This window comes from Streptomyces radicis (genome assembly GCF_003626575.1).
GTDB lineage: Bacteria > Actinomycetota > Actinomycetes > Streptomycetales > Streptomycetaceae > Streptomyces > Streptomyces radicis.
Map to the genome: position 1 here is coordinate 35,416 of NZ_RBDY01000041.1, position 21,626 is coordinate 57,041.

The following is a 21,626-nucleotide window of genomic DNA, read 5'->3' on the forward strand; positions in this document are numbered from 1 at the left end:
GCGGCCGCGTCGGCATCCGTGTCCGCGCCCGCGTCGGCGTCTACCCGAGCGGGGTCAGAAAGCGGCCGAGGCGCTCCTCGTAGGCGGCGGGGTCGGCGTTCCACATCGCGGCGTGCTCTGCGTCGGGCACGGTGTGGAGGGTGGCGCTCCCCGGATGCCGCGCCGCGAGGTCGCGCGACGCGGCCCATGGCGCGACGGTGTCGTCGGGGCCGTGCAGCAGCAGAACGGGCAGCGCGCCACGGGCTCCGTGCGGGAAGTCGGGCGGCCGGTCGGCCGGGTCGAGCCCGAAGCCGCCGCGCGCGGCGCGCACGGCCAAGGGCAGCAACGGGCGCGGAACGCCACGCTGCGCCGCGAGCGCCCGCAGGGTCGCCTCGGGGTCGAGCACGGGCGAGTCGAGCACAAGCCCGCACAGGCGCGTGCGCTCCGGGGAGTGCGCGGCGGCGCGCAGGGCCATCGCGCCCCCCGCCGACCACCCGTACAACACCACGCGCCTGGCGCCCCGGTCGACGGCGTAGCGCAGGGCGGCGTCGGCGTCGTGCCACTCCGCGGCGCCCAGGCGGTTGACGCGGTCGGCGGGGCGGGGCGCGCCCGGGTCGCCGCGAAAGCCGGGGATCAGCACGGGGAAGCGCTGGTCGTGGAGGAACGGCAGCACGTTGAGCGGGTGTTCGCGCGTGGCGCCGAGGCCGTGCAGGGCGATGATCCACGTGTCGCGCGAGCCGTCGACGTACCACGCGGGGAGGGTGCCGCGCTCCCCCGTGAGCGACACGCTGGTGTGCGCGATGCCCAGGGCGGTGGGGTCGCCGACGTGGGTCTGCGGGGTGAGGTCCACCGGGGTGCCGGGGATCAGGTCGCCGCGGTTGATCCGTTCCAGGCTGCGGACGACGGTGTCGGGCGCGGTGGGAACGTCGAGCACCGGGCCGACGACCGCGTGGCCCGAGCGGGCGGCGAGGCCGTAGACGCCGGGGCGCAGGGACTCCGGGGTGCGGGAGAGCGTGACGCGGTCGGCCGTGGTGGCGTGCACGGTCAGCCCGGCGTGCCGGAACCCCGCCGGGCGCGGGGCCCTGCGGGCGCTGAGCGCGACATCGCTGGCCCACCGCCCGGCGGCGACCGCGGCCACGGCGGCTCCGGCCCCGAGCAAGGTGGTGGCGGCCACGGCCGCCGACGTGCGCCGACGCATGCACCCCAGGATGGACCGGGGGGCGGGGGGTCGCCAGTCGGCCTGGCGGCCTGAGCAACCCGGCCTGGCGGCCTGAGCGCCCCGACGCACCGGCCTGCGGCCGGTGGGGTCCCGCCCGCGGCGGGGCGGTGCGCCCTGCGGGCGGGGAACCCGCCTCCGGCGGGGAGGCCACGTCCTGCGGACGGCATCGGCACGTCCCCGACCGAGGGTGACAACCCGCCTCCGACGGGGAGGCGCCGCCCGGCGGACCGTACCGGCAGGTTCGCGGCCGAGGCGACGACCCGCCTCCGGCGGGGATTTCGCCCACCCACCCACCCTTTTCCGGCCTTCGGCGGAAACACCGCCGCCCCGCGGACGGCACCGGCCCATCCCGGGCTGCGGCGACGGCCTGACGGCCGTCGATTGCGGCCCACCCACCCACCCTTTTCCGGCCTTCGGCGGAAACGCCGCGCCCTGCGGCCGTCAGGGCCCGGCGCCGCCCTCCGTCGGCGTCTCGGCCGGGGGTGCGACGTTCCCGCCAAGCCAGGCCAACACGTCGGAGCTGCCCCTGCGGAGCGGCAACCGACGGCCGCCAGGCCGTCGTTCACCATCGCAACCCCAACCCCCGCCGAAGGCGCGCCCATGCCGCCCGCAGGGCACCGCACTCCCGGCCGCAAGGCCGGAAGAAGGGCGGGTGCGCGGGCAACCTCCCCGCCGGATGCGGCGCGACCCACCCACCGGACCGGTCGCGCGAAAACGCCCCGGCCGCAAGGCCGGAAAAGGGGCGGGTGGGCGGGGGACATCCCCGCCGGGGGCGGCAACCCCACCGCAACCGCAACCCCCCCGCCGGAGGCGACAACCGACGGCCGCCAGGCCGTCGTTGGACGCCGGAGGTGGGCGTCAGGACTGGCCGTAGGCCACCAGCTTGGCGGACACCGCCTCCAGGTCCGCCCCGGACAGAAGGGTCGGGGTGTGGGTCCTCGATGACGTCGCCGTCAGCCACAGGTGGGACATCCACTCCAGCTGTGCCGTGTGCTCGTACGCCTGGCGCAGGGTCCTGCCGTGCGCGATCGTGCCGTGGTTGCGGAGCAGGCACGCGGTGCGGTCGCGCAGTGCCTCGCGCATGTGGGTCGCCAACTCCTCGGTGCCGTACGTCGCGTAGGGCGCGACCCGGACCGGGCCGCCGAGGGCGGCGGTCATGTAGTGGATCGGCGGCAGCTCGTCCACGAGCGTCGAGACCGCCGTCGCGTGCAGCGCGTGCGTGTGGACGACCGCCGCCGCGTCGGTCGATTCGTAGATCGCGAGATGCAGCGGAAGCTCGCTCGTGGGGGCGAGCGTTCCGGCGCGGGGGCGGCCGCGGCGGTCGACGACCAGCAGGTCGCGGGGCCGGAGTCGGTCGTAGGGGACGCCGCTCGGCGTGACGAGGATCGCGTCGCCCACGCGGACCGACAGGTTGCCCGATGTACCGACGACCAGGCCGTCCGCCACCGTCTGGCGCGCCCTCAGAAGCAGCTCGGACCAGGCCCTGCGCCACTCGGCGGGAATCCCACGTCGCATGTTCATCTCTCGTTCACCTATTCACCTTACGTTAACGGGCGCTTGCCCCCCCGACCCGCCGAATGATTGTCCGGTACATGGAACACATCACGCTGTTGATCGCGATCGTGATCATCACAGCCCTGGCGTTCGACTTCACCAACGGCTTCCACGACACGGCCAACGCCATGGCCACCACGATCTCGACCGGGGCCATGAAGCCCCGTGCCGCGGTGGCGATGTCGGCGGCGCTCAACCTCGTCGGCGCGTTCCTGTCGATCGAGGTCGCCCGCACCATTTCCGGCGGCATCATCGACGAGGAGGCGGGCGTCCGGCCCGAGGTGATCTTCGCCGGGCTCGTCGGCGCCATCGTCTGGAACCTTCTGACCTGGCTGGCCGGGCTGCCGTCCAGCTCATCGCACGCCCTGTTCGGCGGCCTCATCGGCGCCACCCTCGCCTCGGTCGGCACGGGCGCGGTCAACGCCGACGCGGTGGTCACCAAGGTCGTCATCCCGGCGCTCGCCGCCCCCTTGGTCGCGGGGGTCGCGGCGTATCTCGCCACGCGCCTCACCTACCGGATCACGCGCGGCGCCGACGAGCGCGAGGCCGCGCGCGGCTACCGGGCCGGGCAGATCGCCTCGGCCGCGCTGGTCTCGCTCGCCCATGGCACCAACGACGCGCAGAAGACGATGGGCGTGATGACCCTCGCGTTGATCACCGGCGGCGCGCTGGCCCCCGGCGCCGATCCGCCGCTGTGGGTCATCGCCTCCGCGGGCGTCGCCATCGCGCTCGGCACCTACCTCGGCGGCTGGCGCATCATCCGCACGATGGGGCGCGGCCTCACGGACATCGCGCCCCCGCAGGGCTTCGCCGCGCAGACCAGCGCGGCCACCACGATCCTGGCGTCGTCGCACATGGGGTTCGCGCTGTCCACGACGCAGGTCTGCTCGGGCGCGGTGCTCGGCTGCGGGCTCGGGCGCGCGGGCGGAACGGTCCGCTGGTCCACGGCGACCCGCATGGTGGTGGCGTGGGGCCTGACCCTTCCGGCCGCCGGACTGATCGGCGCGGTGGGGGCGTTGATCGCGGAGCGCGGCGACTGGGGCGTCGGCGTGGTCGCGGCGCTGCTGGTCGCGGTCAGCGCCGGGATCTGGCTGCTGTCGCGCCGCAGGCCGGTCGACCACGCCAATGTGAACGCGGAGGTGAACGCCGACGACGAGGCGCCCGAGCCGGTCGCCGTCGACCTCCCGCCCACGCCCGCCCCTTCCGTCTCGTCCACGTCCTGACCTCCGGAGTGAGCCATGCACCTCGCCATGACCGTCGAGTGGAACGTCCTCGGCCAGGTCGTCCTCGTCTCCGTGCTGCTGACCGTGGTCCTCGTGGGCCTCTTCTCGGTCGGCATCAGGACGGCGGGCCGCGCGTCCGCGACCGCGGCCGCGCGGCCCCTCGGGCTGGTGTCGTTCGCCCTGTGCGCGGCCGCGGTCGGCTACGGCATCTGGATCGTGGCGACCTGAGAGCGGCTCGAGGGGCCGCCGTCGGCGCTCAGGCGGTGCGGCGGCGGCGCTTGGCGATCAGGACCGTCGCCGCGCCCGCCGCGAGGAGGCCCACGCCGCCGCCGATGACATAGGGCGTGGCCGAGCCACCGCCCGTGGCCGCCATCTCCGGGGCGTCCTCGGCCTCCTCGGTCTCCTCCTCGGAGACCGTCTGGGTGCGCGGGGGCGCGGCGGGCGTCTCGCAGCCGGCCTCGGCGAGCGTGAGGGTGCCGGTGACCCCGGCGATGTCCAGGTTCAGGGGGTTGACCTCGATCGACAGGTCGAGCGCGCTGGCCGCCGCCGCGCCCTCCGAGGTCTCGGTGCGCGACAGGTCGAGCGTGACCTCGCCGACGCCGGGCACCGGGACGTTCACCGAGCCCTCCACCGTGAGCGGGACCTCCTGGCCGAAGACGGTGACGGCGGCGGGCATGTCCGTCTCGGCGACCGGGGTGCCGCCGAGCGGGCAGTGCGCCCGCGCGGCGATGGCGTCCAGCTCGATCAGCGGCCGCATCGGCAGCCCCGGCACGGTGACCTGCGCGGCGGCGAGCGACGTCTCGGCGACGCTGCCCTCGGCGTCCACGGTGGCGGTCGCGTCGGCGACGTCGGCGCGCAGCATCTCGAACGGGCGCCCCCCGTCGACGCCGTCGAGCGAGGCGGTGAGCAGCGTCTCCCTGGCCGCGGTGGCCTGGCCAGGCGCCTGCACCTCGTTCAGGGTGACATTCAGCGGCACGCCCAACGTGCCGTCGAGCAGCGAGACTTCGAGACCGGCGCGCAGGACCGCGGCGCTCGCGGCGCCGTGGCCGCCCGCCGCGGGGGCGGACTCGTCGGCGTGGGCTGCGGTCACGGCGGCCTGTGCCATCAGCGCGGCGGTGGTGAGCAGCGTGGCGGCGGCGCGGCGGGCGGTGTGGTTCACGGGCGGAACTCTCCAGGGTGTGGAACGGCGAACTCGGGACGCGGGGGGACGCCCGTCATCCTTGGCGCCGCGGCCCCTGGCGGGCGGCGTTCCGGCCCTCGTTCACCCGAACGGGGGACCCCATGCGCGCCTCGCGCCGCCTCACGCCACGACGCGCCCCCGCAGCACCACGCGGCTCGGGTGCCCCAGCACGCCGACGTCCTCGCGCGGGTCGGCCGGGTAGACGACCAGGTCGGCGGGTGCGCCCTCGGTGAGCCCCTGGCGGCCGAGCCAGCGACGGGCGCTCCACGTCGCGGAGGCGAGCGCGTCGCCGACCGGGATGCCCGCGGCGACCAGCTCGGCGACCTCCCGGCCGATCAGCCCGTGCGGCAGCGAACTCCCGCCGTCCGTACCGGTGTAGATCGGGACCCCGGCGTCGTACGCGGCGCGCACCGTGTCGTACCTGCGCGCGTGCAGCCGCCTCATGTGGTCGGCCCAGCGCGGGAACTTGGGCGCGCCCTGGTCGGCGAGCGCGGGGAACGTGCCGATGTTGACGAGCGTCGGGACGATGGCCACGCCGCGCTCGGCGAACAGCGGGATGGTGTCGTCGGTCAGGCCCGTGGCGTGCTCGACGCAGTCGATCCCGGCCTCGGCCAGGTCGCGCAGCGCGTCCTCCGCGAAGCAGTGGGCGGTGACGCGGGCGCCCTCGCGGTGGGCGGCGGCGATGGCGTCGCGGACGGCGTCCACGGGCCAGCAGGCGGTTAGGTCGCCGCGCTCCCGGTCGATCCAGTCGCCGACGAGCTTGACCCAGCCGTCGCCGCGCCTGGCCTGGCGGACGACGGTGGCGGTCAGGGCCTCGGGCTCGACCTCGTCGGCGAAGTCGCGCAGGTAGCGGCGGGTGCGGGCGATGTGGCGGCCCGCCCTGATCACGGGCGGCAGGTCGTCGCGGGCGTCGGTCCAGCGGGTGTCGGCGGGCGAGCCCGCGTCGCGCAGCAGCAGCGCGCCCGCGTCCCGGTCGGCGATGGCCTGCTCCTCGGCCGTGGCGCGGTCCACGGCCCCGCGGACGCCGAGCCCGACGTGGCTGTGCGCGTCCACGAGGCCCGGCAGCACCCACCCGGTGAGCGTCGTCATGTCCCGTGCGGCGGTGGGCCGTTCGAACGTGATCCGGCCGCCGACCACCCAGACCTCGTCCCTGATCTCGTCATCAGGCCCTATCAGCACGCGTCCCGTGATGTGGAGTGCGAACACGCGGCCCATGATCACACGCGTCGGGGCCCGACGACCGCTCGGCAGCGGCGCGTTCGCCTGTTACGCCCCTCACCCGCCGGGAGCTGGACGTAGGGACGAACAGCGTACGACCCATCGGACACTCCCACGGGACGCGACCGTTCGTCAGGCCGTCGACGAGGCGGGCCACGTGCCCAGCACCGGCGGACATGGCGCGCGCGGATCCGCGCCGAGACGCGGGAGTTGCTCCGGGTGCTGCGCGGAGCGGGCGGCGGGCGCCGAGCGGGCGCTCCCGTCGTCGGGCGCGTTGGACCTGGGCAGCGGGGAGCGTTGGTCGCAGAGCAACGTCACGGTGGAGACGGCCGAGCCGTGGACGAGGGCGCGCCGGTGTTCCGGTGGGAGCTGCGCGGGGGCCGAAGTGCCACCGGGTGAGCATGTGTTCGCCGGTCGGTACGACCACGAGGGCGGGCCGCGGGACACGGCGGGCGACCGCTGTGCGGTGACGGGCGAGGGGCCCGGGGTGCGGGTGACGGCGGAAGGCCGTTTCCCCGGATCGCGCCAATTGAATTCCTGGGGTGGCGCCGAAGGCCGTGGGAAGAAATTCGGATGTCGATTCCCGGCCTATTTCGGATACACCTCTCGGGGCCTCGTCTTCCCGCTTCGACGGCTTCTAAACGGTACGTTCGCGGGTTCTTGACACAGCACAGGACGGGTCCCGGACGATCACACGGTTGTTACAAAGCTGTGACTTCCGGGCACACGCCGCCCGATTTGCCCGGTAACTAACGGACAGAACGCCACATTCTCCCGAGATTCCCCCGGGTCACCACCCGGGCCCCACGCGTGCGCGATAACACATCGGGCTCACCCTGTTAACCCCCTCCGGCGATGCATCTTCATCGATGGCTGGGTAAATTCAATCTGCATGAGCCCCGCACAAGCGGACCATACACGTCCCACCCCCGATTTCCTGGACAACGATTTTCCGGCAGGCCGAGAAGGGCTGACACTCGACATACCCCGCCTCGCGGACGGCGCCTCCCTGTGGCGCATCGCCCGCGACTCGCGGGTCCTGGACCTCAACTCCCCCTACAGTTACCTCCTGTGGTGCCGTGACTACTCCGGCACGTCTATCGTGGCGAGGGCCGCCTCGGGCGAGCCGGTCGGCTTCATCACCGGCTACACCCGCCCCGAGGTCCCGCGCACCCTGCTGATCTGGCAGGTCGCGGTGGACCACGGGCAGCGTGGACGCGGCCTCGCTGCCGCGATGCTGGACGCGTTGACCGACCGCGCGGCCGGTGAGTGGGGGGTGAATCTCGTCGAGACCACCGTCACCCCCGACAACACGGCGTCGGACCGCCTCTTCGCCTCGTTCGCCGCCCGGCGCGGCGCCGAGCTGACGCGCGAGGTGCTGTTCGACGCGGCCGTCTTCCCCGACGGCCAGGGCCACCAGCCCGAGGTGCTGTACCGGATCGGGCCCCTGCCAGGGCGCGAAGCGGAGGAGTCACGCGGACGCGCGGACCGCGCCGCCGCGGGGCGCTGACCCGCGCCCCGCGCTCCGCGCCCCCGATCCACCGAACGCCCCTCGCACATCCCCCTGAACCAGGAGTCTCCCGTGACCATCACCCAGCCGGACCTGAGCGTCTTCACCACCCTGGAGTCGGAGGTGCGGAGCTACTGCCGTGGCTGGCCCACCGTCTTCGACCGGGCCCAGGGCAGCTACCTGTACGACGAGGACGGCCACACGTTCCTCGACTTCTTCGCCGGAGCGGGCTCACTCAACTACGGCCACAACAACCCCGTGCTCAAACGCGCCCTGCTCGACTACCTGGAGCGGGACGGCATCACGCACGGCCTGGACATGGCCACCACGGCCAAGCGGGCGTTCCTCGAGACGTTCCGCGACGTGGTGCTCAGGCCCCGCGACCTGGACTACAAGGTGATGTTCCCCGGGCCCACCGGCACCAACTCGGTCGAGGCCGCGCTCAAGCTGGCCCGCAAGGCGAAGGGCCGCGAGTCGATCGTCTCGTTCACCAACGCCTTCCACGGCATGTCGCTCGGCTCGCTCGCCGTGACGGGCAACGCGTTCAAGCGCGCCGGGGCGGGGATCCCGCTGGTGCACGGCACGCCGATGCCGTTCGACGACTACCTCCAGGGCCAGACGCCCGACTTCATCTGGTTCGAGCGGCTGCTCGAGGACGCGGGCTCAGGGCTCAACAAGCCCGCCGCCACCATCGTCGAGACCGTCCAGGGCGAGGGCGGCGTCAACGTCGCCAGCCCCGAGTGGCTGCGCGGCCTGGCCGACCTGTGCGCGCGCCACGACATGCTGCTGATCGTCGACGACATCCAGATGGGCTGCGGGCGCACCGGGGCGTTCTTCTCGTTCGAGGACGCGGGCATCGTCCCCGACATCGTCACGGTGTCCAAGTCCATCAGCGGCTATGGGCTGCCGATGGCGTTGACCCTGTTCAAGCCCGAGCTCGACCTGTGGGAGCCGGGCGAGCACAACGGGACGTTCCGCGGCCACAACCCCGCGTTCGTCACGGCCGCCGCCGCGCTCGACACGTACTGGACCGACGGGCAGATGGAGAAGCAGACCCTCAGCAGGGGCGACCAGGTCGAGGCCGGGCTGCGCGCCATCGCCGCCGAGCACGCGGGCAGCGGCGCGGCGGTCCGCGGGCGCGGCCTGGTGTGGGGGCTGACGTTCGACGACGTCACGCGCGCGACGGCCGTGTGCAGGCGGGCGTTCGAGCTGGGGCTGCTGCTCGAGACCTCGGGCCCGCAGAGCGAGGTGGTCAAGCTGCTGCCCGCGCTGACCATGACGCCCGAGGAGCTCGACGAGGGCCTGCGCGTCCTCACGCGCGCCGTCCGCGAGACCGCCTGACCGGCGGCCCACCGCCCGACCGGCCCATCGAAGCGAACGAAAGGGAAGAGACCACTGTGATCGTCCGATCGCTCAGCGACATCGAGGGAACCGACCGCGACGTGGAGTCCGCCTCCGGCACCTGGCGCAGCAAGCGCCTGGTCCTGGCCAAGGAGGGCGTGGGGTTCTCGTTCCACGAGACCGTGCTCTACGCGGGCACGGAGACCAGCATGTGGTACGCCAACCACATCGAGGCGGTCTTCTGCGTGGCGGGCGAGGCCGAGCTGACCAACGACGAGACCGGCGAGAAGCACTGGATCAGCCCCGGCACGATGTATCTGCTGGACGGCCACGAGAAGCACACGCTGCGCCCGAAGACCGACTTCCGCGCGCTGTGCGTGTTCAACCCCCCGGTCACGGGCCGGGAGGACCACGACGAGAACGGCGTCTACCCCCTGCTCACCGAGGCCTGAGACCCCCATGACCCGTTGCGGGGACGCCGCGACGGGTGAAGGGCCGCGACGAGTGAAGGAGAGAGAGGAAGCGACCCCATGACCACCGCACCCGAACGCACCGCCGACCTGTATCCCACCCGAGGGGCCACCGAGGTGGCCACACCGCGCCAGGACCCCGTCGTGTGGTCCCCCGCGGACGCCAGGGGGCCGTTCACCCCCGAGGAGCTCGCGGGGCATGAACGGGACGGGTTCACCACCGTGGAGCAGCTCATCACCCCCGAGGAAGTGGCGGTCCACCGGGCCGAGTTGGACCGGCTGGTCAGCGACCCCGCGGTGCGGGCGGACGAGCGTTCCATCGTCGAGCCCTCGTCCCAGGAGATCAGGTCCGTCTTCGAGGTGCACCGGATCAGCGACGTCTTCGCCCGGCTGGTGCGCGACCCGCGCGTGGTGGGCAGGGCGCGGCAGATCCTCGGCTCGGACGTCTATGTCCACCAGAGCCGGATCAACGTCAAGCCCGGCTTCGGCGCCAGCGGCTTCTACTGGCACTCGGACTTCGAGACATGGCATGCCGAGGACGGCCTGCCGCGGATGCGCGCGGTGTCGGTGTCGATCGCCCTCACGGAGAACCTCGACACCAACGGCGGCCTGATGATCATGCCGGGCTCGCACCAGACGTTCCTCGGCTGCGCGGGCGAGACGCCCAAGGACAACTACAAGAAGTCCCTCCAGATGCAGGAGGCGGGCACCCCGTCCGACGAGGCGCTCACGGGCTTCGCCGACCGGCACGGCATCAAGCTGTTCACGGGCAAGGCGGGCTCGGCCACCTGGTTCGACTGCAACTGCATGCACGGCTCGGGCGACAACATCACCCCGTATCCGCGCAGCAACGTCTTCATCGTGTTCAACAGCGTGGAGAACGCGGCGGTCGAGCCCTTCGCGGCCCCGGTCCGCCGCCCCGAGTACATCGGCGCCAGGGACTTCACCCCGGTGCGCTGAGCGCGGCCGCTCGGCCTCGCGGCCTTGCGGCCTTGCGGCCTCGTGTGACCGGCGCCCGGCCGACCGCTCCGTTTAATGGGCGGCCTGCCGGGCGCCGCTGTTGTACCCTCCGGAGCGTTCACCAGGAAGGTCGGCCCGCGCACGGGCCGGGAGAGCAAGGGAGAGACGGATGCGGCGTCACCTCGGAGCGACCGAGCCGCTGTCCACCCCCTCCCCCATCTCCGAGGACCTCCGTGCCCGACCCTTCCACCCCCCTTCCGCGCACCACCCTGAACCTGGGCGTTCTCGCCCATGTCGACGCGGGTAAGACCAGCCTCACCGAGCGACTGCTGTTCGACCACGGGGCCATCCCCGAACTCGGCAGCGTGGACGCCGGATCCACGCGCACCGACAGCGGCGACCTCGAGCGCGAGCGCGGCATCACGATCCGCTCCGCGGTCGCCGCGTTCGCCACGGGCGACACCCAGGTCAACGTCGTGGACACCCCCGGACACCCCGACTTCATCGCCGAGGTCGAGCGCGCCCTGGCCGTGCTCGACGGCGCGGTGCTCGTGCTGTCCGCCGTCGAGGGCGTCCAGGCGCAGACCCGCGTCCTGATGCGGTCGCTGCGGCGACTGCGCCTTCCGACGCTGCTGTTCGTCAACAAGATCGACCGCATGGGCGCCCGCACCGACAGCCTGCTCGCCGACATCCGGCGCCATCTCGCCCCCGGCATCGTGCCGTTGAGCGCCGTGCGAGACCCCGGCACGGCACACGCCCTGGCCGTTCCGCTGCCGCCTGGCGAGGCGGCGGCCGAGGCGCTCGCCGAGCACGACGACGCCCTGCTGGCCCGGCTCGTCGACGGAACGCCGCCGGGTGCACGGGAGTTGGGCGCCGCACTGGCCGAGCAGACCGCGGCGGGCCTGGTGCACCCGGTCTTCTTCGGCTCGGCGCTCACCGGCGAGGGCGTGGCCCAACTGACCGAGGGGATCCGGACGTTGCTGCGCCCGCCCACCCCGGATCCCCACGCGCCCGCGCGCGGCACGGTGTTCGCCGTGGAACGGACCGGGGGCGGGCGCAAGGTCGCCTATGTGCGGCTGTTCGCGGGCACGGTCAGGGAACGGGAACGCCTCACGTTCCACCACCCCGACGGCGGCCGCCACCGGGGCAGGGTCACCGGGCTCGACGTCGTGACGGCGCCAGGGGCGACCGGTGTCGCGGGGCATGTCACGGGGCATGTCGTGGGGTCGCTGACGGCGGGTGGCATCGCGCGGCTGAGCGGCCTGCCGGGCGTGCGGGTGGGCGACCGGCTGGGCGAACGCTCCCCCTCCGGTGGCGTGCGGCACTTCCCGCCGCCGGGGCTCGAGACCGTGGTGCGGCCCCAACAGCCGGGCGGGGAGGCCGCGTTGCACGCCGCGCTGACGACGCTCGCCGACGAGGACCCGCTCATCCGCACCCGCCACGCGGGCGGCGGCGCGACGTCGGTGCTGCTGTACGGGGCGGTGCAGCGCGAGGTCATCGGGGACCGGCTGCGGCGGGAGTTCGGCGTGGCGGCGGCGTTCGAGCCGATCACCCCGGTCTTGGTCGAACGGCCCCTGGGCACGGGCGAGTCGGTGTGGGAGTTCGCCCGCCACGGCCCCAACGACTTCTGGGCGACGGTCGGCCTGCGCGTCGAACCCGCCCCGCCGGGCACGGGGATCGCGTTCACCCGGGACGTCGAATGGGGCGCGCTCCCCCGGGCGTTCCACCGCGCGATCGAGGAGGCGGCGCGGCGCGCGCTCCACCAGGGCCTGTACGGCTGGGAGGTGGTCGACTGCGCGGTCACCGTGACCCGCATCGGCTACGCCGCGCCCCTGAGCACCGCGGCCGACTTCCGCGACGTGACGCCGATCGTGCTCCACCGCGCCCTGCGGGCGGCCCGCGTCCGGGTCCACGAGCCGTGCCAGCGCGTGGAGTTGGAGGTCCCGCCCGCCACATCGGGCGCCGTGACCGGGCTGCTCGCCGCGCTGGGCGCGGACATCGGCGCATCGTTCGAACGTGGTGGCTCATGGGTGCTCATGGCCGACCTGCCGGTCCGCGTCTCCCAGGAGTTGACGGCGGCCCTGCCCGGACTCACCCATGGCGAGGGCGCGTTGTGGTCGCACCCCGCCCCCACCCGCCCGGTCAGGGGCACACCGCCGCGCCGCGAACGGTTCGACGGCAATCCGCTGAACATGGACGAGTATCTGCGGTTTCTCGCGGATCGGAGTCTGGCCGCGTCGCGGGGGGTGGGTGGGGGGTGAGCGGGTGCCCTGCGGGCGGCTTCGCGCGCGGCTACGGGCTGGATGTCCTCCCGTTCGCCGTCTGCCGGTTGGTCGGTTTCGTTGGGGTGCGGGTCAGGGCTGGCACCTACGGGGGGAGGGGTGTCGGGTGTGCGGCCGTCCCGGTAACCGGTCGGTTTCGTCGCTGGCCGGGATCGTTGGCCGAACGGGCGCGGCCGCGTCGGTAGTTGGCGGCCGTCTTCCCGGGGGTCGGTTGCGGTGGCGCGCACCCTTCGGGCCTGCCCTGGCCGCCGCTCTCGTCGTCATCCGCACGCACGTTGAGCTCAGGTAGCGGGCCGGTCCGGGGCGGGGGCGCGTTTCGTTCAGCGGGCCCGTTGGACTTTATGTCCCGCTTACGCGGGGTCGGGGTCTCTTCTGAAACGGGGCACGTTCTGTTCAACACAAAGCGTGCCCCGTGCTCGACGGGCGCCAGGGGCTGTTTCGCGGGTGTGTCCTCGGGTAAGGTCCCCGTATCATGGGAGCGCTCCCAACCCCGGAACCATCCCCCACTCCCTTCCGGAAGACGGAGACCGCACAATGTACGCAGAGACCCCCACACGCCGCTGGACGCTGCGGGTGATCACGCCGGTGATGGCCGCGATCGTCGGCCTGCTGACCCTGTTCATGAGCCCCTGGAGCGACTCGGCCAGCGCCCATGGCTCGATCGTGGAGCCCGCCTCCAGGAGCTACGGCTGCTGGGACCGCTGGGGCGGCGACCACATGAACCCGGACATGGCGGAGGAAGACCCCATGTGCTGGCAGGCGTTCCAGGCCAACCCGAACACCATGTGGAACTGGATGAGCCTGTTCCGGGAGAACCTCGCGGGCAACTTCCAGGGCTCGATCCCCAACGGCAAGCTGTGCAGCGCCGGTGATGCCCAGGGCGGCCTGGCCACCTCGCTCGACAACCCCGGCGAGTGGACCACGACGGACGTCGGCAGCGACTTCAGCGTCCACCTGTACGACACGGCCAGCCACGGCGCGGACTACTTCCAGGTCTATGTCACCAGGCAGGGCTTCGACCCCACCACCGACGCCCTGGGCTGGGACGACCTCGAGCTGGTCGAGGAGACCGGGAGCTACCCGCCCGCGCAGGACATCACGTTCGACGTCAGCGCCCCGGGTCGCTCGGGCCACCACATCGTCTACACGATCTGGCAGGCGTCGCACCTGGACCAGACGTACTTCATCTGTAGCGACGTCAACTTCGGCTGAATGACCGGCCGTTGAGCCGTAAGGGGCCCCGGTGGTCGTGTCGCCCGCCGGGGCCCCACCAATGAGCCGTTGGACCAGGCCCGGGCGCAGAGCACGAGGCGGTAGCCGGACACGCGCCCGCCGCCGTGTTCGCCGCATGCCGATGACGTGGAGCGCCGCACGCCAAAGTGGGCGGACCGCCACGGCCTCTTCCCCGACGCCGCGCACCGTGAGCGGGTCGAGCGGACGCGTTACGGATGGCTCGCGGCCCGCTACCGCACCGTCCACCTCTCGACGAACGCCGACTCCCGCGGCGTGCTGCGGCCCCGCGGATGAGCGAGGGCGCCCGTCGTCGGCGTCATCTCTCCTGCGACCACCCGCCTCCGCCCGTTCCGCCGCCGCCTCCGCCCGCGCCGCCGGTGGACGAACCACCCGAGCTGTCGCCGTCGGCCGCCGACGCCCCGCAGGCCGCCAGCACACAGGCCGCGACCACGGCCATCAGCTCGTTCCAAGGCCGCATCCGCCGCATAGCGCCTCCTCTTTGACGTGTCCATTCCTAACGCGCGCCAGCATGCCAGGTGCGTGCCCCGCGGCCGAGGGGCACGCACGGAATCAAGTCACCGGAGTCGTCGCCGAGTTGAGAGGGGCCCGTCCCTCACGGTGAACGGCGTTCCGCCGATGGTCGGTTGGCCGCGGCGTTGCGACGCCGGGACGCGGTGGGGGGCGCGCCCCGGGGCGGCCGGGCGGGTTCCGGGGCGGAGGTGGGCGGTGCGCGGGGTGGCGGGTGACGGCCGCGCGGCTGACCGATGACGCCAACAGCGAACCTCAGGTGCCCCGGACGCCGACGCGTCAGCGGGTACGGGACCCAAAAGAGGTGGAGTTCTTCACTCGATCGCTTCGAAGATGTCGCTGTCAGTCTCGCGCTGCCATTGCGGAAGTGCTTCCCAGTCTGCGACGTAGCTTGGCTTTGGTGTCTCGAAGTGCTTGTGAATCTGCGCGATCCAACAGATTGCCACAAACCTTCCCTTTTGCTCCCGGGTCAGTTCCGCTGTCTTCCCAGCACTGATTTCCGCGAACTGCCGAACCTGCCGGTATACTGCGGCGGCGGCTTCCCTCTCCCATTCTGGCGTGTCTTCCCATGGCGCGATATAACCAGGCTTTGGGTCGCCAGGGAAATGCTTCTTCACTCCGGCGATCCACGCTTCCCTAAAGATGCGGCCACCTACCTCTTCAGTCATGTGACTTTCCTTTCAAACGTTGCGATTTCTTCACTCAACTGAGAAATGCGCAGATCAGCCAATAGCGGGGTCAACCGCATCCGGATTGATTGCAGCCTCCGCCCGACGTAACCCGACTTCGTTTGCCGGGACAGCTCAATCACCGCGCGCGCGTTCTCAAGGATCATGTCCACATCTCGCTGCTGGATTCCCAGGGTGGCGAGATCAGCGAGCACGCCGACTCTTCGGCGGGCGGACAGAGGCTGTTTCAATGCGTCAGTGAGCGCTGCTTCTGCAAGGTCTGCCCGATCCAGTGCGACGAAGCAAGTGCCGCGTTCCTCGGCCAGTCTGGAACCGTCGAAGCGCAACCAGCCTCCGTTATGCACCGCACCGGAGAGAGCGCGTACTTCACCGGCTTTGTCCAGGGCACGACGGCACGCATCATAGTTGCCCAGCTTTGCAAATGCTTCGGCCTGTACTGCCGAGACCCAATAGCGCGTGGAAAGCTGCCCATCGCCGCGCTGAGCAACATGTGCGGCAGATTCAAGCAGCGGGACAGTGGCACTGTATTCCCTGTCGTACAGCCCGATGAACGCCTGCCGCGTGAGGGCACACGCCCACAGATCGTATTCGCGAGCCTCCTTGCTCGCGCTCGCAGCCAATGTGTAACTATGGGCAGCCTCAGAGTATCTGTCGCTGTCGAAGTGGATCTCCCCCGCGAGCTGGAACAGGTTCCCGGCGGCGGAGCAAAGCTTCCTGTATTCCCGACCGCTGGTCGCCCTTTTCATGCTGCCAGTGAGTTCGGCCAATTGATTCCGCACCACCGGGTAGACAGCATGTTTCGCCGTGGAGAGCCCGAAGGCTTGCCAGAGATGAGAATTCATGCGCTGGTAGGAGTCGATAGCGTCCACACGCTCGACGAGGTCCGGTGAGGTCAATTGGGGCGCGGCGACAGCAACGTTCGCCATGCTCATGAGCCGCATGAAGTCACGCCGAATCATTTCGTCCAGCTCGCCTGTATCCAGATCGCATTTTCCTGATAGCGAAGTTTCAGTGAAACCGTCACGCCGGAATTCCTCCCAAGATCGCGCCGGGACGTCGAGCATGTCGCCGGGGATTCCGAATCCGTCGCAGATTCGTTCGATGACTCCTTGTCCGCGTACGCCTCGGGCGCCTCGGATGATGTCGCCGACGCGTGAGCTGGTCATCTTGCCGATGGCGGCGGCCATGTCCGCATAGCTGGAGCCCGTCCGCCGATTCACGAGCCGGAAGATCTCACCGAAGTTGCGGGTGGCACACGCCCGTTGCATCGCTTCGCTGTGCAACAACGCGTCGGGAATCGTCAGCGGGTAGCCGGTTCGTGCGGTCTCGCGGTCGTCCATGGCTCCACCTAGGAGGTTCGGCGGTGATCGGCCCCAAGGGTAGTCATATATCTCGGCGGGGTGCCCCAAACGCCCTTGCGGGGTGCCCCGTTCGCGGTGTTCCCACCCGCCTGCCCTGACCAAGCTCGTAGGGCGTGCGTATGCCGCACCCCCGCCACCGTGGGACCGGTCCGGGGGCTTGGATCACCTGAAAGGACGTCAGTCATGATCAAGACTAACGGTGATTGTTGCTCCGCGGAGGGGGAGGGATGATTCGCCGCGACGTTTCTCGGTATCCCCGGCCCGGCGATGTGGAAACGCTGGTGGCAGCACGGGACTTGCATGGCCGGGAGTGTGAGGGCTGCCGGGGCGGGGCGCGCTGCGCGATAGGGGAGCGTCTGGCGTCCGCCGTGGAGGTGGCCACCGCCGACGAGCCCGCCACTGCCGAATCCGCGTGAGCGGATCTGGTGTCCGCACTGCTTCGGCTTCTTCGGCTGCGCGACGTGCGACGGCTCATGGAAGGTCCCGTGCCCGGAACATGCGGGCGGGGCTCGATCAGAGCCCGGCGAGCGCGCCAACACTCCCGGGCAAGGCCAGCAGGTCTTGGGACTGCTGACGTGCGAAACCCTACCGTCGCGCCGTCGCGTGGCTCTCGTCACTGATCGGGCCGTCAAACGTGCGCCATGGCCGCCGCGTGCTCGGGTGACGGCCGGTGAAGGATGTTGGGGCACACTGCGGAGAGCGTGGGGAGAAGGAGGCGGTGGGGGCGGTGGGTTCGAGGGTGGGGCAGGCGCGGGTGGCCGCGGGGACGGGGATGGTGCTCGTGCTGGTCTCCGCCGCGCTGTTCGTCGTCGTGTCGGCGGCGTTGGCGGACAAGCGCGCGTACGAGGGCGCGTCCGCCTGCCGGGGCGACGTGGCCTCGGACGCGTGCACGACGACGGCCACGGGGACCGTTCGGGACACCGAGCACGACCCGCACGGCAGGGGCGTGCGCCACTGGTTGCACCTCGCCGAACAGGGCAGCGTCCGCATGATCGGCGCCGAGCCGGTGTTGAACGCCGTGCGCCCGGGTGACGAGGTCGCGCTGACGTACTGGCGGGGTGAGATCCGCCGCGTGGGGTTCGGCGACGCCGAGCAGGAGACGTGGGCGTCGCCGGTGGACGACTGGCGGCGGCCGCTCGCGTTCGGTCTCATCCTGCTGCCCCTCGGGCTCGCCGCGCTGGGGCTCGGCCGGTGGCGGCGCCACCGCTGGCTCGTGATCGCGGGGGTCCTGACGGGCGCCGTCGTCAGCAGCGTCGGCTTCGTGGCGGGCATGGAGGCGAGCGATGTGCCGAACGCGTTGCTGGTCACGGCCGCCTCCGCGCCGCCAGCCGCTGTCCTGGGCGCCGCGTACGCGTGGTGGTGGGGGCGGCGCATGAAGGCCGCGGCGGACGTCAGCGGGATCGTCGCGGTGCCGCCCGAGGGGAAACGCTGTGTGCGCGCGACCGTGCGCGGGGACGTCCCCTACAGCGTGGACGGCTTCGACACGCTGGTGGTCGGCGACGGGCGTCCGGCGGCAACTCCCGATCCGGAAGGGCGCGTTGCCCGCAGAGCGCTGCCGGAGACGCTGACGGTGCTGCGCGTGAGGGCGTTCGAGCCCGACGATCCCGAGGGGTGGATGCGCGCCTACCGCCATGACGGCGTGGTCATCGAGTGCCGCGACGGCGACCGGCCGGTCCTCGTCGCCACGCGGCGGCGCGACGCCCCGCTCGTCCTCGGGGCGCTGAAGGAGGCGCCGATGTCCACCACCTCTCGGTAGGTTGAACGAATGCGCATCACCGTGGATCGGGGCAGCGTTGCCATGGGGGACGACGCCCGTCCCCATGACGAGACGTTCGACGTGCCGCCCGAGACGCCGCTCGCCGAGGTGGTCGCGGGCCTGCTGGCGCGGCACTTCCTCGCGTCGATCGCGGGCGGGATGGCCACCTGGATCCTCGAGTCCGACCGCCCCTTGGGCGTCGTGGCGCAGCAGTGGGACGGGCCGCGCTTCCTCGTCGACGCGTCGCGGCCGATCGCGTCGTTCGCGGCGGAGGGCGGGGGCGTCTCGCTCATGTTCCGGTACTGGAAGCAGCACGATCCCGACCATGTCTACGGGGAGTTGGCCGCGGGCCGCCGCCCCGCCCGTTGAACGGCCCGTTGCACAAGGGACGCCGCCCCGGCGTCAACCTTCCTATGAGAGCCGCCACTTGGGGGTGCGCTCGCCGCGATGCCGCGTTCGATCCGACGAGTTGGCGACCGGTCGACCACCAGGCGCTGAACAGTGGGGTGCTGTTCCTCACCCGGGGCACGGCGGCACAGTAACCTCTCAGCGACGCAGGTCTACGGCATGAGGTGACGGGGGTGCCTTCGGTGGGGGATCTTGAGGCCGGGGATCCGAGACGCGTGGGGCGATACCGCATCGTCTCGCGCCTCGGGTCGGGCGGGATGGGCCGGGTGTATCTGGGGCGCTCCCCCAGCGGGCGCGGCGTCGCCGTGAAGGTGGTGCGGCCCGAGCTGGCGGACGACGCCGACTTCAGGCGGCGCTTCGCGCGCGAGGTGTCGGCGGCCCGGCGCGTGACCGGGTTCTTCACGGCGGCCGTGGTCGACGCCGACCCCGACGGGTCGCCGCCCTGGCTGGCCACGGCCTTTGTGCCGGGACGCTCGCTCGAGGAAGCGATCCGCGCGGACGGCCCCTGGGGTGAACGCCCCGTGCTGGCGCTGGCGGCCGGGCTGGCCGAGGCGTTGGAGGCGATCCACGGGGCGGGCGTCATCCACCGCGACCTCAAGCCGTCCAATGTGCTGCTCGCCGATGACGGCCCGCGCGTCATCGACTTCGGGATCTCGGTCGCGGCCGAGGCGAGCGCGCTCACCAGGACCGGGATGATGGTGGGAACGCCCGGCTTCATGTCGCCCGAGCAGCTGACGGGCAAGCCGGTGGGCCCGGCGAGCGACGTGTTCTCGCTGGGCGCGGTCCTCGGCTACACGGCCACCGGCGCGAGCCCGTTCGGCACCGGCTCGGCCCACGCGCTCAACTTCCGTGCGGTGTACGAGGAGCCCGAGCTGGGCGAACTCCCGCCGGGGCTCGCGGTGATACGCCGCTGCCTGGCGAAGGATCCGGGTCAACGGCCCTCCGTTGACGCGCTGTTGGAGGAGCTGGCGGCGGCCATCGGCGACGTTGACGCGGAGGGTGACGAACGCACCGCCGTGCTGCGGGTGGTGCGGGGCGGCGTGCCGCCCGCCACCGCGGGACACGACCACGGCGCCGCCGCGGCGCGGGCCGAGCAGCAGCGCCTCCTCGCCACCGCGCTGCGGGCCCTCCTTCTGCGCCGGGCCGCCGTTCAGGAGCAACGCCGTGTCGCCGCCGCCGAGTTGCGGTCCTTGGCGGTGCGCAGGGCCGCCGCGGCGGCGAGGACGGCCGACGCGGCACCGGCGCCCGCGTCCGTTTCCGCGCGGCCGCACCCGCAGCCGCAACCGCAACGGCCGCCGACGCCGCCCCAACGCCCCACCCGCCGCGGCGCGTTGCGTACCCTCCTCGGTGCCGCCTCCGTCGTCGCGATCGGCGGCGGTGGCGCCCTCGCGTGGCGGGCCTTCGCGCCCGAGGACGGTGGGGAGGCGCGGGCGGCGGGGTGGGACATCGCGCCCGGTGGGGCGCTCTCCCCGCCCGCCGTCGCGGGCGAGACGGTGTACTTCGGCGACGCGGGCGGGTTCATCCGCGCCGTCAACGCCGCGACGGGCGAGGAGCGTTGGACGTTCCCGACCGGGGGCGGTGTCGTGGAGCCGGTCGTCGCGGGCGGGGTCGTGCTGGTGACCGGCGGGAACGGGACCCTGTACGCCATCGAGGCGGTGTCCGGCGTCGAGCGGTGGTCGTTCGACCTCGGCAACGACGCGGCGCCCGCCCTGGTGGCCGAGGGCGACGCCTATGTGAGCGTACTCGACTCCGGCGTGTTCGCCATCGGCATGGAGTCGTCCAGGAAGCACTGGACCGTGACCGCGAGCGGCGCGCTGGCCCCGACCGCGGCCGAGGGGCTGATCCATGTGCCCACGTCCGAGGGCCTGTTGGCGCTCTACCCGGCCACCGGCGAGCGCCGCTGGACCTTCGGCTCCGCCGCGGCGGCCACGCCCGCGGCGTCCACCGGGGGCGTGGTGTGTTACGCGACGGTGGCGCCCGACCCGTTCCTGCACGCGGTCGACGCGTCCACGGGCGAGGAGCGGTGGTCGTTGCGCCTCGACGGGGAAACGGCGATCTCCGCGCCCGTCGCGGTGGACGGGGCGGTATACGTCGGCGGGAGCGACGCGCCGCTGCGCGCGCTCGACGCCGCGACCGGCGATGTGCGCTGGGAGCACTCCCCCGGCGCCGCGGCGCCGCCCGCCGCCGTGGACGGCACGGTCCTGGTGCCCGACACCGAGGGCCACCTGCGGGCCCTCGACGCCGACGACGGCGGGCCGCTGTGGTCGTTCATGGGCGGGGACGCGCCCCTGAGCCGCCCGGCGACCGGCGCGGCCATGGCCTATGTGACCAGCGAGGACGGACACGTGTACGGCGTGCCCCTGGCCTGAGGGGCGGCCGATCACCGCCGGGAGGGCGATGTGGGTCAGGCCGCGGGGTGGCGGTCGAGGATCAGGTGGGGGTATCCGGCGTGGATGCGGTCGCCGAGGTCGGCGTCGAGGGTGGAGACGAAGGCATCGAGGCGGGCCGTGGCGGCCTGGATGTTCTCGGCTTCGCCCTTGAACTCGCACTCGATGAACGTGCCGAGCCCGGCGACTTCGTCGAACGCCACGGCGATGTCGCCGTCGGCGGTGATCCATTCCTCGCGCACCTTGTCGACGACGGCGATCTGTGTGCAGTCGAGCGCGGCCAGGAGGCGGGTGATCGCCTCGGGGTCGGAGACGGTGGACTCGTACT

General features: G+C 72.4%; 21 protein-coding genes. 12 read left to right on the plus strand and 9 right to left on the minus strand.

Annotated features, from left to right (window positions below):
• Window positions 1–40 precede the first annotated feature (40 nt).
• Window positions 41–1,177 (minus strand): alpha/beta hydrolase, encoded by a 1,137-nt coding sequence (locus D7318_RS29980; protein WP_120700392.1) that lies wholly within the window; start codon window positions 1,175–1,177, stop codon window positions 41–43.
• A gap of 879 nt (window positions 1,178–2,056) precedes the next feature.
• Window positions 2,057–2,719 carry a class II aldolase/adducin family protein gene (locus tag D7318_RS29985; protein WP_120700393.1) on the minus strand — a complete coding sequence of 221 codons (663 nt, stop codon included), beginning with the start codon at window positions 2,717–2,719 and terminating at the stop codon, window positions 2,057–2,059.
• A gap of 71 nt (window positions 2,720–2,790) precedes the next feature.
• Between D7318_RS29985 and D7318_RS29990 the strand changes: the two genes are divergently transcribed.
• Both D7318_RS29990 and D7318_RS29995 read left to right on the plus strand, forming a co-directional pair.
• Window positions 2,791–3,975, plus strand: a complete 1,185-nt coding sequence (locus D7318_RS29990; protein ID WP_120700394.1) for an inorganic phosphate transporter — start codon at window positions 2,791–2,793, stop codon at window positions 3,973–3,975.
• A gap of 15 nt (window positions 3,976–3,990) precedes the next feature.
• Entirely contained in the window at window positions 3,991–4,203 is a 213-nt protein-coding gene (locus tag D7318_RS29995; RefSeq protein WP_230424239.1) for a hypothetical protein, read from the plus strand.
• Between the two features lie 28 nt (window positions 4,204–4,231).
• On the opposite strand, the gene D7318_RS30000 is transcribed toward D7318_RS29995, so the two are convergent.
• The 3 genes from D7318_RS30000 to D7318_RS32525 form a co-directional block, all read right to left on the minus strand.
• Window positions 4,232–5,134, minus strand: a complete 903-nt coding sequence (locus D7318_RS30000) for an SCO1860 family LAETG-anchored protein (protein WP_120700395.1) — start codon at window positions 5,132–5,134, stop codon at window positions 4,232–4,234.
• Window positions 5,135–5,275: 141 nt separating this feature from the next.
• Window positions 5,276–6,361, minus strand: coding sequence for an amidohydrolase family protein (locus tag D7318_RS30005; protein ID WP_230424240.1), 1,086 nt, complete (start codon window positions 6,359–6,361; stop codon window positions 5,276–5,278).
• A gap of 144 nt (window positions 6,362–6,505) precedes the next feature.
• Window positions 6,506–6,691 carry a hypothetical protein gene (locus D7318_RS32525; protein ID WP_147437876.1) on the minus strand — a complete coding sequence of 62 codons (186 nt, stop codon included), beginning with the start codon at window positions 6,689–6,691 and terminating at the stop codon, window positions 6,506–6,508.
• A 574-nt stretch (window positions 6,692–7,265) separates the two neighbouring features.
• Between D7318_RS32525 and ectA the strand changes: the two genes are divergently transcribed.
• The 7 genes from ectA to D7318_RS33145 all read left to right on the plus strand — a co-directional run bounded on the left by ectA (window position 7,266) and on the right by D7318_RS33145 (window position 14,463).
• Window positions 7,266–7,883, plus strand: a complete 618-nt coding sequence (gene ectA / locus D7318_RS30010; protein ID WP_120700396.1) for a diaminobutyrate acetyltransferase — start codon at window positions 7,266–7,268, stop codon at window positions 7,881–7,883.
• A gap of 72 nt (window positions 7,884–7,955) precedes the next feature.
• A complete protein-coding gene (gene ectB, locus D7318_RS30015) occupies window positions 7,956–9,224 on the plus strand; it encodes a diaminobutyrate--2-oxoglutarate transaminase (protein WP_120700397.1) in 1,269 nt (422 codons plus the stop codon).
• A gap of 56 nt (window positions 9,225–9,280) precedes the next feature.
• Window positions 9,281–9,676, plus strand: a complete 396-nt coding sequence (locus D7318_RS30020; RefSeq protein WP_120700398.1) for an ectoine synthase — start codon at window positions 9,281–9,283, stop codon at window positions 9,674–9,676.
• Window positions 9,677–9,754: 78 nt separating this feature from the next.
• Window positions 9,755–10,654: an ectoine hydroxylase gene (gene thpD, locus D7318_RS30025; RefSeq protein ID WP_120700399.1), complete on the plus strand. Its 900-nt coding sequence runs from the start codon at window positions 9,755–9,757 to the stop codon at window positions 10,652–10,654.
• A gap of 233 nt (window positions 10,655–10,887) precedes the next feature.
• The gene (locus D7318_RS30030; protein WP_120700400.1) at window positions 10,888–12,915 is read left to right on the plus strand and encodes an elongation factor G; all 2,028 of its coding nucleotides are present in this window, start codon (window positions 10,888–10,890) and stop codon (window positions 12,913–12,915) included.
• 555 nt (window positions 12,916–13,470) lie between these two features.
• Window positions 13,471–14,148: a lytic polysaccharide monooxygenase auxiliary activity family 9 protein gene (locus D7318_RS30035; RefSeq protein ID WP_120700401.1), complete on the plus strand. Its 678-nt coding sequence runs from the start codon at window positions 13,471–13,473 to the stop codon at window positions 14,146–14,148.
• A 147-nt stretch (window positions 14,149–14,295) separates the two neighbouring features.
• A complete protein-coding gene (locus tag D7318_RS33145) occupies window positions 14,296–14,463 on the plus strand; it encodes a hypothetical protein (protein WP_183091668.1) in 168 nt (55 codons plus the stop codon).
• 22 nt (window positions 14,464–14,485) lie between these two features.
• Here D7318_RS33145 and D7318_RS33150 read toward each other — a convergent pair whose 3' ends face one another.
• The 3 genes from D7318_RS33150 to D7318_RS33550 form a co-directional block, all read right to left on the minus strand.
• Entirely contained in the window at window positions 14,486–14,647 is a 162-nt protein-coding gene (locus tag D7318_RS33150) for a hypothetical protein (protein WP_183091667.1), read from the minus strand.
• A 364-nt stretch (window positions 14,648–15,011) separates the two neighbouring features.
• Window positions 15,012–15,365: a hypothetical protein gene (locus tag D7318_RS30040; protein ID WP_120700402.1), complete on the minus strand. Its 354-nt coding sequence runs from the start codon at window positions 15,363–15,365 to the stop codon at window positions 15,012–15,014.
• Complete coding sequence (locus D7318_RS33550) at window positions 15,362–16,726, minus strand: transcriptional regulator (protein ID WP_220729878.1); 1,365 nt, start codon at window positions 16,724–16,726, stop codon at window positions 15,362–15,364. Before D7318_RS33550 ends, D7318_RS30040 begins: the two co-directional genes overlap by 4 nt.
• 748 nt (window positions 16,727–17,474) lie before the next feature.
• Between D7318_RS33550 and D7318_RS30050 the strand changes: the two genes are divergently transcribed.
• The 3 genes from D7318_RS30050 to D7318_RS30060 all read left to right on the plus strand — a co-directional run bounded on the left by D7318_RS30050 (window position 17,475) and on the right by D7318_RS30060 (window position 21,280).
• Window positions 17,475–18,503, plus strand: coding sequence for a hypothetical protein (locus D7318_RS30050; protein ID WP_230424243.1), 1,029 nt, complete (start codon window positions 17,475–17,477; stop codon window positions 18,501–18,503).
• A gap of 9 nt (window positions 18,504–18,512) precedes the next feature.
• On the plus strand, window positions 18,513–18,872 hold the full coding sequence (locus D7318_RS30055; RefSeq protein WP_147437879.1) for a hypothetical protein: 360 nt from the start codon (window positions 18,513–18,515) through the stop codon (window positions 18,870–18,872).
• 254 nt (window positions 18,873–19,126) lie between these two features.
• Window positions 19,127–21,280, plus strand: coding sequence for an outer membrane protein assembly factor BamB family protein (locus tag D7318_RS30060; protein ID WP_120700405.1), 2,154 nt, complete (start codon window positions 19,127–19,129; stop codon window positions 21,278–21,280).
• 35 nt (window positions 21,281–21,315) lie between these two features.
• On the opposite strand, the gene D7318_RS30065 is transcribed toward D7318_RS30060, so the two are convergent.
• Window positions 21,316–21,626 (minus strand): CYTH domain-containing protein (locus tag D7318_RS30065; RefSeq protein WP_120700406.1); only part of this gene is annotated, 311 nt, incomplete at its 5' end.